14 protein-coding genes are annotated in these 14,840 nt (G+C 35.8%); 3 read left to right on the plus strand and 11 right to left on the minus strand.

What is annotated here, in order from left to right:
• Positions 1–183: 183 nt before the first annotated feature.
• Together ACE94K_RS11860 and ACE94K_RS11865 are read left to right on the plus strand one after the other, a co-directional pair.
• Complete coding sequence (locus ACE94K_RS11860; protein WP_378172305.1) at positions 184–1,065, plus strand: carbohydrate kinase; 882 nt, start codon at positions 184–186, stop codon at positions 1,063–1,065.
• A 111-nt stretch (positions 1,066–1,176) separates the two neighbouring features.
• Complete coding sequence (locus ACE94K_RS11865; protein WP_378172308.1) at positions 1,177–1,686, plus strand: hypothetical protein; 510 nt, start codon at positions 1,177–1,179, stop codon at positions 1,684–1,686.
• A 17-nt stretch (positions 1,687–1,703) separates the two neighbouring features.
• Here ACE94K_RS11865 and ACE94K_RS11870 read toward each other — a convergent pair whose 3' ends face one another.
• The 7 genes from ACE94K_RS11870 to ACE94K_RS11900 form a co-directional block, all read right to left on the minus strand.
• Positions 1,704–2,510 carry a DUF1080 domain-containing protein gene (locus ACE94K_RS11870; RefSeq protein ID WP_378172310.1) on the minus strand — a complete coding sequence of 269 codons (807 nt, stop codon included), beginning with the start codon at positions 2,508–2,510 and terminating at the stop codon, positions 1,704–1,706.
• 16 nt (positions 2,511–2,526) lie between these two features.
• Positions 2,527–3,579, minus strand: a complete 1,053-nt coding sequence (locus ACE94K_RS11875) for a sugar phosphate isomerase/epimerase family protein (RefSeq protein ID WP_378172313.1) — start codon at positions 3,577–3,579, stop codon at positions 2,527–2,529.
• A gap of 119 nt (positions 3,580–3,698) precedes the next feature.
• Positions 3,699–4,844: a Gfo/Idh/MocA family protein gene (locus ACE94K_RS11880; protein WP_378172315.1), complete on the minus strand. Its 1,146-nt coding sequence runs from the start codon at positions 4,842–4,844 to the stop codon at positions 3,699–3,701.
• A gap of 137 nt (positions 4,845–4,981) precedes the next feature.
• On the minus strand, positions 4,982–6,211 hold the full coding sequence (locus tag ACE94K_RS11885; RefSeq protein ID WP_378172318.1) for an MFS transporter: 1,230 nt from the start codon (positions 6,209–6,211) through the stop codon (positions 4,982–4,984).
• Between the two features lie 13 nt (positions 6,212–6,224).
• Positions 6,225–7,220 (minus strand): sugar phosphate isomerase/epimerase family protein, encoded by a 996-nt coding sequence (locus ACE94K_RS11890; protein ID WP_378172321.1) that lies wholly within the window; start codon positions 7,218–7,220, stop codon positions 6,225–6,227.
• Positions 7,221–7,248: 28 nt separating this feature from the next.
• The gene (locus ACE94K_RS11895) at positions 7,249–7,887 is read right to left on the minus strand and encodes a gluconate 2-dehydrogenase subunit 3 family protein (RefSeq protein ID WP_378172323.1); all 639 of its coding nucleotides are present in this window, start codon (positions 7,885–7,887) and stop codon (positions 7,249–7,251) included.
• Positions 7,888–7,897: 10 nt separating this feature from the next.
• The gene (locus ACE94K_RS11900; RefSeq protein ID WP_378172326.1) at positions 7,898–9,589 is read right to left on the minus strand and encodes a GMC oxidoreductase; all 1,692 of its coding nucleotides are present in this window, start codon (positions 9,587–9,589) and stop codon (positions 7,898–7,900) included.
• A gap of 325 nt (positions 9,590–9,914) precedes the next feature.
• On the opposite strand from ACE94K_RS11900, the gene ACE94K_RS11905 reads away from it, so the two are divergent.
• Positions 9,915–10,805, plus strand: a complete 891-nt coding sequence (locus tag ACE94K_RS11905; protein ID WP_378172329.1) for a hydroxypyruvate isomerase family protein — start codon at positions 9,915–9,917, stop codon at positions 10,803–10,805.
• Positions 10,806–10,826: 21 nt separating this feature from the next.
• Here ACE94K_RS11905 and ACE94K_RS11910 read toward each other — a convergent pair whose 3' ends face one another.
• The 4 genes from ACE94K_RS11910 to ACE94K_RS11925 form a co-directional block, all read right to left on the minus strand.
• Complete coding sequence (locus ACE94K_RS11910; protein WP_378172332.1) at positions 10,827–11,183, minus strand: hypothetical protein; 357 nt, start codon at positions 11,181–11,183, stop codon at positions 10,827–10,829.
• Between the two features lie 67 nt (positions 11,184–11,250).
• Positions 11,251–12,792 (minus strand): acyl-CoA carboxylase subunit beta, encoded by a 1,542-nt coding sequence (locus tag ACE94K_RS11915; protein ID WP_378172334.1) that lies wholly within the window; start codon positions 12,790–12,792, stop codon positions 11,251–11,253.
• A gap of 3 nt (positions 12,793–12,795) precedes the next feature.
• Positions 12,796–14,238 carry an acetyl-CoA carboxylase biotin carboxylase subunit gene (gene accC, locus ACE94K_RS11920; protein ID WP_378172337.1) on the minus strand — a complete coding sequence of 481 codons (1,443 nt, stop codon included), beginning with the start codon at positions 14,236–14,238 and terminating at the stop codon, positions 12,796–12,798.
• 49 nt (positions 14,239–14,287) lie between these two features.
• Positions 14,288–14,773 carry an acetyl-CoA carboxylase biotin carboxyl carrier protein subunit gene (locus ACE94K_RS11925; protein ID WP_378172340.1) on the minus strand — a complete coding sequence of 162 codons (486 nt, stop codon included), beginning with the start codon at positions 14,771–14,773 and terminating at the stop codon, positions 14,288–14,290.
• Positions 14,774–14,840: the final 67 nt, after the last annotated feature.

Raw genomic sequence — 14,840 nt, forward strand, 5'->3', positions numbered from 1 at the left:
ATTTTAAATAAAGCATTATAACGATTTGAAGAAAAGTTGAAGCTGTTAATTGAGTGTAAGTTGAGTTAGTTTAATTTTTTTGGCTTCAACCTAGACCCTCATCGGAGTAGTTAACCGGTGAGGGTTGTTTTTTGGTATGGAAAAAGTATAATAATTAATATCTTGAGTAAAAATTAGAAAAACATGAAAATAAGCTGTTTTGGAGAAGTACTTTGGGATATATTTCCACATCATAAAAAAATAGGGGGCGCTCCTCTTAATGTTGCTTTACGATTAAAAACAATGGGAATCGATTCTTCCATCATTACCAGAGTAGGGATGGATGATTTAGGTCATGATATTATTACCTATATAAATAAACACGGTTTATCTTCAGAAACAGTTCAAAAAGATAATCAATATCACACAGGAGAAGTTTTAGTTTCATTGGATAAAGAAGGGACGGCTTCTTATGAAATCAGTAGACCAGTTGCTTGGGATTTTATTAGTATTACAGAAGAAGCTCTTAAGGAGGTGAAAGCATCAGATGCTATAATTTTTGGTAGTTTAGCGGCTAGGAACGATATTTCTAGAAAGACTTTATTCAGATTATTAGATGAAGCCAAATTCAAGATTTTAGATGTGAATCTTCGTCCACCATATTATGATGCAAACTTACTTTCTAAATTAATGAAAAGAGCGGATTTTATTAAGTTAAACGATGAAGAACTTGATGAAATCTGTAATCATTTTAGCATTAAAGAAACTGCACTTCACGAGCAGATAAAAGAAATAGCAAATCATACAAATACAGACCAAATTTGTGTTACCAAAGGAGGAAAAGGCGCCACATTGTTTTATGAAGGATCTTTGTATCATAATAATGGATACAAGATTGAAGTAGTGGATACGGTAGGAGCCGGGGACTCTTTTTTGGCGACTCTCATTTCTAAATTATTGAAAGATACTGAACCCCAATTAGCTTTAGATTATGCTTGTGCAATTGGAGCGATGGTTGCTGGAAGCGAAGGTGCAAATCCTGTTTTTGAAGATAAAGAGATTGAAGATTTTATTTCCAGTCAGTAATGAAGGCTGAAGAACTTTTTTAGGATAATGATTTTTTAGAGGTAGGGTATTCCTTAAATGTTGCGTTTTAATAGTATCAACGAAAACTTTTATAACCACAACTAACTACTCATGGATCAACTCATAGGATATTCTATAAGACTCGTTACCTTTCCTGGATTAATTTTAAAGGCTGTGATCAATAAATTAATATGCAATATGCTGGGATTACAAGTACAAAAGGTTAATTATCTCGCATTGGATAATAATACATGTTCGGTCGAATATGAAAAGCCGAAAAGTTATGCGTATACCTTGGCTATAACCCTTATTCCTTTTATGGAAATGTCTTTATTGGCCTTAATTTTATTTAATCTAGGTGAATATTTAATTCCCAATAGCGAAGTTGTATTTTTATGGTTAGGGATTTCCATAGCCACTCACTCTTTTCCAGAATCAGATATTGGTCAGTTACTTTTTAAAAAGAGTATGAAGCAAGTTAAAGAAGGTAATTATCTGGCAGCTTTTAATTTACCCTTAGCTATGTGGATACAAATAAGCACAAAACCATATTTCTTTTTTCTTCACTTATTATATAGTTCTCTGCTATATTATTTGGTAGTTTTTCAGATGAAGATTTAAAAAAAGATTAGGATATGTTATAATTCTCTTACCCAGATGTTTCTATAATAAACAGGGTTGCTATGATCTTGTAGTTTGATAGGACCTTTACCGTGTGGTTCATTTTTAGGAGAGCCAATATATTCAGTACTTCCTATTATCTCTACGTGATCTTGCACAAGTACTCCATTATGAATTACGGTAAAAAATCCTGATTTGGTTTTTTTACCATCTGTATCAAATTCAGGTGCGTGAAAGATAATATCATAGGTTTGCCATTGATCATTGGGTTTAGTAGCATTTACTAATGGAATATGTTGCTTATAAATAGAAGTTGCTTGTCCGTTAGCATAGGTACGATTTTGATAACTATCCAAAATCTGTACTTCATATTTATTCTGAAAGAAAACTCCGCTATTTCCTCTTCCTTGTCCTTCTCCTTCAACTACGTCTGGAGCTTTCCATTCCAAATGTAATTGAACACTTCCAAAATTATTTTTTGTTTGTATATCACCGGTTCCTGGTTTTACAGTCATGGTTTTATCAGGATTGATAGTCCAAGCGGCAGCGGTAGAGTCTTTTGTAGAGATCCATTGCTCTAGATTACTTCCATCAAACAGAACGGTTGCATCAGATGGTATATTAGCAGCGTTAAAAGAAATCGCTTTGGGTTCTGGATCCCAAACTTCTGTTTCCTTAGGATCAGTAATTTCCTTTTTTGGAGGAGTTGAGGTTTGCTCTTTTTTTGCAGTTTCATCTACCGGTTTATTGGTAGTCTCTTTTGTTTCTTTGTTGCAAGAAAAGAGAATAAACATTGTAAAACATAGAGATATAATTTTCTTCATGTTGTTTTATTAAAGGTTATAATCCTAGTATTTTTTTAAGCTGTTCTTTATCAATTTCTGCTCCTGCAAAATCATCAAAAGCTTTTTGCGTAGCTTCTATGATATGCTTTTGTATAAACGGAGCGCCTTCCTTGGCGCCTTGCTCTGGAGATTTGATACAGCATTCCCATTCCATTACTGCCCAGACATCGCAACCATATTGTGTAAGCTTCGAGAAAATCGTTTTGAAATCGATTTGCCCATCTCCTGGAGAGCGATAACGCCCGGCACGATCAATCCAATCACTATAGCCACCAAAAACTCCTTTTTTTCCGGTAGGATTAAACTCAGAGTCTTTCACATGAAATGCTTTGATAAACTCGTGATAGTGATCTATATACTCGATATAATCTAGTTGCTGTAATACAAAATGACTAGGATCGTATAGTATATTTACTCGTTTATGATTTCCTGTAGCTTCTAGAAAACGTTCAAAGGTTATGCCATCGTGCAAGTCTTCACCGGGATGAATTTCATAACAAACATCTACACCTTGTTCATCAAAATAATTCAAGATTGGTAACCATCTTTTCGCCAATTCTTCAAATCCCATTTCAACTAATCCTGCAGGGCGTTGCGGCCACGGATGCATTGTATGCCATAGCAATGCTCCAGAAAAGGTTGCGTGCACATTTAATCCTAATCGATTACTAGCGGTCGCTGCATTCTTAACCTGAGTAATAGCCCATTCAGTACGCTTTTTTGGATTATTTTTACAACTATCTGGTGCAAAATTATCAAACATCAAATCATAGGCAGGATGTACAGCCACCAATTGCCCTTGTAGATGTGTGGATAGTTCTGTGATTTCCAGACCGTAGTCAGCGATCTTGCCTTTTAGCTCATCACAATATGTTTGGCTTTCAGCAGCTTTATCCAGATCAATTAATCTTGTTTCCCACGTTGGGATTTGTATACCTTTATATCCTAGATCTGATGCCCATTTGCATAAACCATCCAGTGAATTAAATGGAGCTTTATCATCCATAAACTGGGCTAAAAATATTGCGGGACCTTTTATCGTTTTCATCTAATTATAGTTTTTGAGTTTTTGAGCTTTGGAGTTGGTGAATTATTAATACTTTAAGATGTCATTAATTCCAGTAAAGATTATAACTCAAATACTCACCTCTCCAATACTCATCACTTTTATATTTTGATCCAACTTGCATTGTTTTTACTGCTCTCTACTGCAGCATATATAAATTTCATTCCCCTCACACCATCGATTACTGTCGGAAAATTGGGATTAGTTGAAATATCTTTTCCGTTTTTTACACCCAGCAATTCTTTAGCGAAGCTTCTATAAATATTGGCAAAACCTTCTAAATATCCTTCGGGATGTCCTGCTGGAATTCTAACATAGGCGGAGGATTCCGGATAGGTGCTGTTACCACCGGGAGTGTATATTTGCTTTGGTTTGTCTAACCATTTCGTAATAAGTTGGTTAGGGTTTTCCTGATACCATTCTACACTACCTTTTGTACCATAGATTTTTACTCCAAGGTTGTTTTCTTCTCCGGTTGCTATTTGTGAGAATGACATAATTCCTTTGGCTCCATTTTCGAAACGTAATAAAATATTTCCATCATCATCCAAACTTCTCCCTTCGCCATAAGCGCTAAGATCTGCTGCAATAGCTTCAATTTGGGTTCCTGTTATATATTCAATTAGATTCTCAGCGTGAGTACCTATATCACCCAATGCGCCTCCAATTCCCGAACGTTTTGGATCCACTCTCCAAGCTGCTTGTTTTTGACCGGTTTTTTCCACTGCTGTAGAAAGCCATCCTTGTAGATAATGCACATTAATTTTACGGATAGTTCCTAAATCTCCTTTGGCTATCATTGCTTTAGCCTGTTTTACCATTGGGTATCCTGTATAATTATGTGTTAAAGCAAATACTTTTCCTGAAGATGAAACTATTTTTTCCAATTCGATGGCTTCATCCAAGGTCAATGATAAAGGCTTATCACAAATCACATGAAAACCGTGTTCCAACGCCATTTTTGCAGGAGGGAAGTGCATATGATTTGGAGTGACAATAGCTACAAAATCCATTCGTTTTTCTTCGGGAAGCTTAGCTTCTTTCTTGATCATTTCTTCAAAACTTCCGTAGGCTCTATCGTCTGGTATGCCAAGTTCTTTTGCAGAAGCAAGACTCTTTTCTTTGCTCGATGAAAACGCTCCACTAACCAAATCGATCATACCGTCTATACTGGCAGCTTTTCGATGGACATCTCCTATAAAAGATCCTATACCACCACCAACCATTCCCATTTTAAGTCTGGACATTTTTAAAATTTTATTTTAATCAAAATTATCTTTAAGTAATCAACCTTTTATTTTTGAAATCTTTATTTATTAAAAGTGTACTGTTTTTTTGTTTAATCATATTTAAACTGCATACTGAAAACTTGGTATTCTTTACTTCACTCTTTATATTCTATTTTTTCATTCTTGAAGAAGATTGCAAACAATATCATCACTGCAGCCGCAAAAATAGCTGGGAATATCCATATATTATTCCAATCGTGTTGTCCTTCTGCTACTAGATTAGCATCTGTAATTTTTCCGGCAACATAAAACCCAATAAGCATTCCTAACCCATAAGTGGCAAGTGTAATCAAACCTTGCGCAGCACTTTTAAATTTTTCTCCTGCCTTAGAATCTGTATAAATCTGTCCGGACACAAAAAAGAAATCATAACAAATACCATGTAATGCGATTCCAACTAGGAGCATAAAAGCGAGCTCCCCAGAGTTTCCATAAGCAAATAACAAATATCTAACCGCCCAGGCTAACATTCCCACTACTAATGTTTTTTTGAAACCAAATTTCTTAAAGAAAAAGGGTAGGAGCAACATAAACAGTACTTCAGATATTTGACCAATAGTCATTTTTGCTGCAGGATTCGCTACACCAATTTCACCTAAAAACTGTCCGGCATGTTGATAATAAAAGGCTAGAGGGATACATATTAATACAGAAGCCAAAAAGAACATTAAGAAATTCCTGTCTTTTAAAAGTTTAATAGCATCAAGTCCAATAATATCTGAAATAGTCACTTTTTGATCTTTACTAACTTTGGGTGGTGTTTTAGGTAGTGTGAAACTAAATACACCCAGTATTCCTGAAGCAATAGCTGTCATTAAAAAGGTATTTTTCAACAATCCTGATGCTACTCCATCTGTAGAATCCCAATGGAAAACATAACTAATGACAAGTCCCGCAACAATCCATCCGATGGTGCCAAAAACTCTAACAAAAGAAAATTGTTTAGCAGGATCCGTCATTTGATTAAATGATACAGAATTCACTAAAGCTAATGTAGGCATATAGACAATCATATAGCCTAATACATACGGATAGAATACCGAAAAGTCTGAAGCATTCGCCATTTGATACATTAACAAAGCTCCTATAAGATGTAGTATTCCCAATATACGTTCTGCATTAAAAAATCTATCTGCAATGAGTCCAATGATAAACGGAGCGATAATAGCACCCCAGGATTGAGTAGAGTATGCCATGGCTATTTCTCCACCATCAGTATTCAAGGTGTTTGGCAAATAAATCCCCATAGTTACAAACCAGCCACCCCAAATAAAAAATTCTAAGAACATCATTAGAGATAACTGAAACTGAATGAATTTCTTCATAATAAATAGTTGGTTAGTTTAATTGTTTACCGAGGTCGATTAACAAGTCTCTGGTTGCTATAATACCTTCAATTTCACTCATTCGCTCTCCTTCGTATTCTACTCCGATATAGCCTTGATATCCAGATGCTTTGACGATTTCTAGCATTTTTTTATAGTCTATCGTAGTTTCATTTCCATTGGCATCAAAATCATAAGATTTTGCACTTACTCCTTTTGCAAATGGCATCATTTCTTCAATTCCCTTATATTTCGGATACTCCTTAACGCACTTAGCGCCCCAACGTTCGCCTCCTTCACGTTCTAAACAAAAATTACCAAAATCAGGAAGGGTTCCGCAATTAGGTTTGTTTACTTTTTGCATTACTTTCACAAGTAAAGAAGCATCAGATGATAAGTACCCATGATTTTCTACAATCACGTTCACTCCTTTGGTTGCGGCATAGTCAGATAGTTTAGTGAGTCCATCGGTAGCTACTTCTACCCATTTTTCGGGATCGTTGGTTCCAAAAAGGTTGACACGGATCGAATGGCATCCCAGAAATTGGGCTGCGTCCACCCATTTTTTATGATTCTCTACGGTTTGATTTCTTTCTTTTTCATCGAGAACTGCTAAATCTCCTTCACCATCTACCATAATTAACAGATTCTGTACGTTATGTTTTTCACTTTTTGATTTTAAGGAATCGAGAAGTTGTTGTAATGCTGCTTTTGGATCTTTGGCATCTTTGTAGCTGACTGTGTACAACTGACTAACATATTCGATACCTGTAAATCCTAACTCTTTTGCTTTCTTAGCAAAATCCATTGGATCTAATTTGCCGGATTGTATTTCTCTATGCAGTGACCATTGTGCCAGCGATAATTCAAAGAAAGGCTCGGATGTTGTTGATTTTTCTATAATTTTTTCTTCTTCTTTTTCTACTGAAGTGGTGTTTTCAGTTGTTTTATTCTTGCAAGAACTAATCATTAATATACATAATAGTCCTTTAAAGATGGTTTTGTGCATAATGTTAAGTTTAGTTAGGTTGTTGTTTTTATAAAGCCCAGCCTTTTCCTCCGGTTAGATTTTGAACAGAATCGCAGCCCACGTATTCCCCTGGAACAGGTAAATAATTAAGCACATTTTCTGCAATATCTTTTGAAGTCTTAAATCCAAAAATGGATAAACTTCTAACAGAAGAAAGATAGCTAAAAGATATAGCTTCTCGTGGAACATTGGCTAAATCTTCGGGAGTTTTTACTTTCGATATTGCTTCCCAGTGTTCTTTTTGTTTTTCTTTAGAAAGTTTTAAATAGTTGGCTAATAGCGCATCATATTCTTCAACAGTAACATCATCGATACTTTTTTCTTCGTTTACTCCCAGTTCTTTCATTATGACACCAGCACCATATTTAAACATTTGTGCTTCTTCAACTTCTTCTATGGCGTTATTAATAAATTTGTCAATAAACATTGGAACATTAAGTGATTTTGCACCTGGTATGTCTGTTTCAGGAAGGATCAAATCTACAATTTGTTCTAAAGCTTTTCCTTCGTCTATGGATAAAAGTTCTGGTGTCCAGTCTAATACGTATTCTTTTTGGCAACTCTGTAAAAGGCTCAATATGGTTGGGGTTGCAGCGATATAACCTGCTGACAATCCAATGTTTTTTAATGCTTCTCTTCTGTTCATAATTATGAGATTAAGCGTTCTTTTGTAATTGTTTTGCGGCGTGATCAGCTGCTCTAGCGGTAAAAGCCATATAGGTTAATGATGGATTTACACAACTTGCAGAGGTCATAAAAGCTCCATCGGTAACATATACATTAGGCACTGCATGGATTTGGTTATTTCCGTTAAGAACAGATGTTTTAGGGTCTCTACCCATTCTGGCAGTCCCCATTTCATGAATCCCTAAACCGGGGGCACCAATACTATCCCAGGGCTGCACATCTGTAAAACCTGCTTTAGTAAGCATATCCATAGCCTGTTGGATCATATCTTTACGCATTTCTAATTCATTTTCTTTAAATTCTGCATCGAATGTAACGGTAGGCAATCCCCATTCATCCAGTTTATCATAATCCAAAGTCATTTTGTTCTCGTGATAGGGCAGGCATTCACCGAATCCCATTAGACCTACTCGCCATCCACCTGGTTCCAATATTTTTTCTTTAAGTTCTGCACCATAGCCGAGCTCTGCAATTGTTTCTTCCCAATTAGAGCGACTGGCACCACCCTGATAGCCATATCCTCGTTTAAAGTTCTTTTGATCCGTATCGCCTCCTATATTTCTAAAGCGAGGGATATAAATTCCATTCGGGCGACGACCTTTATAATATTGATCATTAAATCCATCGTATTTTCCGAAGGCACCAGCCTTAAAATGATGGTCCATGATATTATGCCCTAATTCTCCAGAATCATTACCCATTCCATTAGGAAAACGTTCTGATTTAGATTGCATAAGTATACTTGCAGATGCGATTGCTGATGCACATAGAAATATAACTTTTGCCGTGAATTGTGTTTTTTCTTTAGTTAACGTATCAATGACTTCTACACCGGTTGCTTTTCCGGTAGTATCATCATATAAAACCTGATGTACTATGGAGTTGGGTCTCAATGTCATATTACCCGTTCTCTCTGCCGCAGGAAGTGTAGAAGAGTTACTACTAAAATAGGCTCCAAAAGGACAACCTCGCATACAACGATTGCGATATTGACAGTTCATTCTACCTTCAAAAGTTTTGGTTCCTGTAATATGTGCGGTTCTTCCTATGGTAAGAAGACGATCTTTGTAATTCTGAGCGATATTCTTTTTTAAATGATCTTCTACACAGTTTAATTCCATAGGAGGCAGAAACTGTCCATCTGGTAATTGTTCTAAACCAAGTTTTTCTCCACTAACTCCAATAAATTCTTCTACTTTATCATACCACGGAGCAATGTCTTTATATCGTACCGGCCAATCTACTGCTATGCCTTCCTTTTTATTAGCTTCAAAGTCAAAATCACATAATCTATAGCTTTGTCTTCCCCACATCAAGGACCTACCACCCACGTGATATCCTCTGATCCAATCAAAACGTTTGGTTTCATTATAAGGATGTTTCAAATCATTTACAAAGAAATGGCGATGTGCTTTATCTGTTACATAGCCCGTACGATGTTGTTTAGGTTGCTCTGCTATTTCCTCTCTTGATGGTTCACCTTTTAACTCATAATCCCAAGGATCATCATTGGCGGTTGTATAATCATCAATGTGGGTTACCATTCGTCCTCGTTCCAAAACCAATGTCTTTAGCCCTTTTTCACAAAGTTCTTTAGCAGCCCAGCCACCACTAATTCCTGTTCCTACGACAATTGCGTCATATTGAGGTTCTTGTTCCATACTTTTGATGTTTTCAGACAATCTTTAATTAAATTTTTACGAGCATATTCTCAACTAGGAATATCTCATCACAATCGTATTTTAATGCAACTCTCCGTAAGCTATGATTAGCTTTATATGAGATTCTGATAGTAGTTTTGTTTGTCTGTTTTCTTCTTGTTCAGGAAGAAAAAAATTGTAGCTATGACATTGTCACAACGAATAGCTTAGGCAATTGTTATATTTATATCCAGCTTCTAATATAAGAAGTTTGTTTGCTTTTTAACAATACAATTAACAAATCATTAATTAAATTGGTGTATTATTAAAAAATAAATCGAAAATAATGTCAAAAGTTAATCGAAGGAAAGCTATTAGAAATCTATCCTTAGGTTTAGGATCTTTAGGTCTGGGTGGTACTATAATAGGGCAAACATTGTCCAAAGATATTACAGAAGGATTTCCGATCGGTTTGAACGGAAATATTAATCATTCTGTTTGTCGGTGGTGTTATCAAAAGATACCGTTGAAAGAATTTGCAGAAAAGGCCAAAGATATTGGTTTGAAAGCTATAGATTTATTGAATCCTAATGAATGGGAAACTGTTAGCAAATCAGGATTAACTTGTTCTTTAGCTACGGATACATTCGCTAATATTACTAACGGTTTTAATGACCCAAAAAATCATTTAGAACTACAGAAAAAATATCAAAATCTTATCACTCAGGCATCACACTCAGGAATCAATCAGGTGATTGTTTTTTCTGGTAATCGCAATGGGATTTCTGATGAAATCGGCTTAGAAAATTGTGCAAAAGGATTAGATCCTTTGATAAAGCACGCCGAAAAAAATAATGTTATTCTCATAATGGAATTGCTAAATAGTAAAGTTGATCATAAAGATTATCAGTGCGATCGCACTCCTTGGGGTGTAAGTCTTGTTGATAAAATTGGTGCTACCAACTTCAAATTACTATATGATATTTATCACATGCAAATTATGGAAGGAGATATTATTGCTACAATTAATAAATATCATAAGTATATAGCTCATTATCATACCGGCGGGGTCCCCGGAAGAAATGAGATCAATCATACACAAGAGTTAAATTATCCTGCTATCATGAAAGCGATTGTAGCAAATGGTTTTAACGGGTATGTAGCTCAGGAATTTATTCCAACCTATGCGGATAGTTTGGAAGCATTAAAAGAAGGTATTATGATATGTGATGTGTAATAGTTATTTGTGTAATAGTTATTAAGGAATCATTTTTTGTAAATCCTGAATTACATTGATATTATGTCTGATATAGGCAAAAAGTATGAACAATATTATGATGGCTACAATAAAACCCAATAGATTTCCATTTTTACTGCTAGAGACTTTTTTGGAGGTTTTTAAATAGACTTTAGAAAGTTTTTTAGTGTATTTAGAAACCAATGCAAAAGCAGGAGCAAAGATTAGAATAACAATAAGCATATCTATGAGGACTAATAAATAGCCTTCTACATTCACATGCTTTTTTACATAACTAATAATGAATTGATTAATTAAGGCCGCACATAACACTGCGATTGCATAAATTGCAAATTTGGTAAGTTGTCTTTTATTCATGGGGAATGGAATCTATTCTTTTGAATTGTAAAAATAGAAAAATGTTCCGAATCTCTATCAACCAAACTTACAATGGAATATTACCGTGTTTTCGTTTTGGGCGATCAATCTTTTTACCTTCTAGCATGCTAAATCCCTTGATCAGTTTTCTTCGGGTGTCCTTAGGTAAGATTACTTCATCAATAAAACCTCGTTGCGCTGCTCGGTATGGATTGGCAAATTTATCTGCATATTCGGCTTCTTTTTCGGCTAGTTTGGCGGCAGGATCTTCTGCTGCTTTGATTTCTTTTCTGAAGATGATTTCACTAGCACCTTTCGCTCCCATTACAGCAATTTCTGCCGTTGGCCATGCAAAGTTGAGGTCTGCTCCAATATGTTTGGAGTTCATTACATCATAAGCGCCACCATACGCTTTACGAGTAATGACCGTAACTTTTGGCACCGTTGCTTCGCTTAGGGCGTATAATAATTTAGCACCGTGAACTATAATACCATTCCATTCCTGATCAGTACCAGGTAAAAATCCAGGAACATCTACCAATACTAATAATGGGATATTAAAACAATCACAAAAACGTGTAAAACGAGCTGCTTTTTTAGAACTATTTACATCCAAAACACCCGCTAAAAACATAGGTTGATTGGCCACAATACCAACACTTCTTCCTCCTAATCTTGCGAAACCTACAATGATATTCTCTGCATAGTTTTTATGAATTTCGTAGAATGAATCTTCATCAATGATCCCTTCAATCACTTCGTGCATATCATACGGTTTGTTAGGATTATCAGGAATAATTTCCGAAAGAATATCCCTTTTTTCATCAGTTAATGGATAAGAGATCATTTTAGGCGTTTCCTGGTTATTTTGAGGTAGATAACTCAACAATGTTTTGACATCTTCCAAACATTGTACGTCATTTGGCGAAGTGATATGCGCAACTCCGGATTTTGTAGAATGTGTACTGGCACCTCCTAATTCTTCAGAAGTAACCTCTTCATTAGTTACCGTTTTTACAACATTAGGTCCGGTAACGAACATATAACTAGTATCTTCGACCATAATCGTAAAATCAGTCATAGCCGGGGAATATACCGCTCCGCCGGCACAAGGTCCCATAATTGCAGAAATCTGTGGAATTACACCAGATGCTTGCACGTTTCTATGAAATATATCGGCATAACCACCTAAAGATCGTACTCCTTCCTGAATTCTGGCACCACCAGAATCGTTTAATCCAATAATAGGAGCACCAACATTGACAGCAAGATCCATTACTTTGCAAATTTTCTCTGCGTGCGTTTCTGATAACGCACCACCAAACACCGTGAAATCCTGTGCAAAAATATATACTAACCTTCCATTTACTGTTCCATACCCAGTTACCACGCCATCTCCATAATACATCTCTTTTTCCATTCCGAAGTCGTTGGTTCTATGGGTAACCAGAATTCCTATTTCTTCAAAAGATCCTTCATCTAGAAAATAGGCTATACGTTCTCTTGCTGTTAGTTTTTTCTTTTGATGTTGTTTCTCAATGCGCTGTTCACCACCACCTAAATGCGCTTGATCAATTTTTTCTTGTAAAGCTTTTATTTTTGAATTCATATGTTAGTGACTTGGTAATCTTACTATTGTTTGGTCTTCTTTATATTGTTTTAATGCAACTAATGCTGCTATTTTAGCCTCTGTTTCCATTTCTGATTTTAAAACTTCAGGAGTATAATATTTTTTGACAAAATGCGTATCAAAATTGCCCGAAGTAAATGCTTCGTGCTGACACACAAATTTCCCAAAAGGGAGGGTGGTTTGTACTCCTTTAACGATGTAATCATCAATAGCTTTGATCATTAACTGAATAGCTTCTTCGCGTGTATCGCCATAGGTAATTAATTTGGAGAGCATCGGGTCATAATAAATGGGTATATCCATACCTTCTTCAAAACCATTATCTACTCGAATACCTTCTCCAGATGGAACTCTGTACGTGTCCAAATGCCCAACACTGGGTAAGAAATCATTTAATGGATCTTCTGCATAAACTCTCAGCTCTAACGCGTGTCCCTGGATCGTGAGATCTTCTTGTTTTACCGGAAGTTCTTCACCTCTGGCCACTTTGATCTGAAGCTCCACTAAGTCAGTTCCAGTAATCAATTCAGTCACAGGATGTTCTACTTGCAGACGTGTATTCATTTCCAGGAAGTAGAAATTATGGTTTTCATCTAATAAAAATTCTACTGTTCCGGCACCTACATAATCACAAGCTTTTGCTACTTTAACGGCTGCTTCTCCCATAGCAGAACGCAGAGCAGGTGTTAACACTGCAGAAGGAGCTTCTTCTACTACTTTCTGATGTCTTCTTTGGACGCTACATTCTCTTTCAAAAAGGTGAATCACATTACCGTGAGTATCTGCCATTACCTGAATCTCGATATGTCTGGGAGATGCCACATATTTTTCAATAAATACAGATCCGTCACCAAAAGCCGAAATAGCTTCACTAATAGCACGCTGCATCTGTGATTCCAGATCACTTTCTTTCTCTACTATACGCATTCCTTTTCCCCCACCACCGGCAGAAGCTTTGATCAAAATCGGGAAACCAATTTCTGTAGCAATTGTTTTCGCTTTAACAACGTCGGTAATAGCCTTGTCGATACCAGGAACCATAGGAATATCATAAGCTTTTACAGCATCTTTGGCTGCTAGTTTACTTCCCATGATTTTAATTGCTTTAGATTTAGGACCAATAAAGATGAGATCGTTCTTTTCTACTTCTTCGGCAAAGTCTGCATTTTCACTTAAGAAACCATATCCAGGATGTATGCCATCTACATTTAAATTTTTAGCGATCTCAATTATTTTGGAACCTAATAGATAGGACTTGCTAGAAGGAGCTTCACCAACACAAACAGCTTCATCGGCAAATTTTACATGTGGGGCATTTCTATCAACGGTAGAGTAAATCGCTACAGTTTTGATTCCCATCTTACGAGCAGTTTGCATCACTCTAATGGCAATTTCTCCTCTATTTGCTACTAATATTTTTTTCATAATATTCTGGAACTTATGATATGTCTTTTACAATACTTTGTGGTGGGGTTTATTCAAATTCAATCAGTAATTTTCCTTTATCCACAGCATCCCCTTTAGCCACTTCAATGGATTTAATGACTCCTTCTCTAGGAGATGTGATAATGTTTTCCATTTTCATCGCTTCTAAAACCAGAAGATAATCATCCTCTTTTACTGTCTGACCTATTTCTATCTGAATATCTATGATAAGTCCGGGCATCGGAGATTTAATAGAATTCACTTGTTTTGATGCACCGATAGAAAAACCCATTTCTGAAATCATCATATCCAAAGGATTAGATATATCAACCTCATAGGTATTGGCATTTACTTTTACCGTGTATTTTTTACTGATGAAATCTGATGTAATAATCTCTGAGTGAAAAGATGTATTGTTTTGTAATATATGAAATTGTGAATCAGAAGTTTTTATAATATCCGTTTCTGAACTATCATTGTCTGATATAGTAAATTCAAAATCGGTATTTACTTTTACCTTATAGTTTGTACTCATAAATAAATCCTTCAATTGACGGATAAATATAGGTATTTAAACTCAGGGCAAGGATTTGTTAGGAATA

It is taken from the genome of Aquimarina besae, assembly GCF_042434905.1.
GTDB lineage: Bacteria > Bacteroidota > Bacteroidia > Flavobacteriales > Flavobacteriaceae > Aquimarina.

Bases quoted from the DNA above. Each gene is read 5' to 3' on its own strand.
- ACE94K_RS11890 (WP_378172321.1), bottom strand. From the start codon at position 7,220: ATGCACAAAACCATCTTTAAAGGACTATTATGTATATTAATGATTAGT.
- ACE94K_RS11885 (WP_378172318.1), bottom strand. From the start codon at position 6,211: ATGAAGAAATTCATTCAGTTTCAGTTATCTCTAATGATGTTCTTAGAA.
- ACE94K_RS11880 (WP_378172315.1), bottom strand. From the start codon at position 4,844: ATGTCCAGACTTAAAATGGGAATGGTTGGTGGTGGTATAGGATCTTTT.
- ACE94K_RS11915 (WP_378172334.1), bottom strand. From the start codon at position 12,792: ATGAATTCAAAAATAAAAGCTTTACAAGAAAAAATTGATCAAGCGCAT.
- ACE94K_RS11895 (WP_378172323.1), bottom strand. From the start codon at position 7,887: ATGAACAGAAGAGAAGCATTAAAAAACATTGGATTGTCAGCAGGTTAT.
- ACE94K_RS11905 (WP_378172329.1), top strand. From the start codon at position 9,915: ATGTCAAAAGTTAATCGAAGGAAAGCTATTAGAAATCTATCCTTAGGT.
- ACE94K_RS11925 (WP_378172340.1), bottom strand. From the start codon at position 14,773: ATGAGTACAAACTATAAGGTAAAAGTAAATACCGATTTTGAATTTACT.
- ACE94K_RS11865 (WP_378172308.1), top strand. From the start codon at position 1,177: ATGGATCAACTCATAGGATATTCTATAAGACTCGTTACCTTTCCTGGA.
- accC (WP_378172337.1), bottom strand. From the start codon at position 14,238: ATGAAAAAAATATTAGTAGCAAATAGAGGAGAAATTGCCATTAGAGTG.
- ACE94K_RS11860 (WP_378172305.1), top strand. From the start codon at position 184: ATGAAAATAAGCTGTTTTGGAGAAGTACTTTGGGATATATTTCCACAT.
- ACE94K_RS11870 (WP_378172310.1), bottom strand. From the start codon at position 2,510: ATGAAGAAAATTATATCTCTATGTTTTACAATGTTTATTCTCTTTTCT.
- ACE94K_RS11900 (WP_378172326.1), bottom strand. From the start codon at position 9,589: ATGGAACAAGAACCTCAATATGACGCAATTGTCGTAGGAACAGGAATT.
- ACE94K_RS11875 (WP_378172313.1), bottom strand. From the start codon at position 3,579: ATGAAAACGATAAAAGGTCCCGCAATATTTTTAGCCCAGTTTATGGAT.
- ACE94K_RS11910 (WP_378172332.1), bottom strand. From the start codon at position 11,183: ATGAATAAAAGACAACTTACCAAATTTGCAATTTATGCAATCGCAGTG.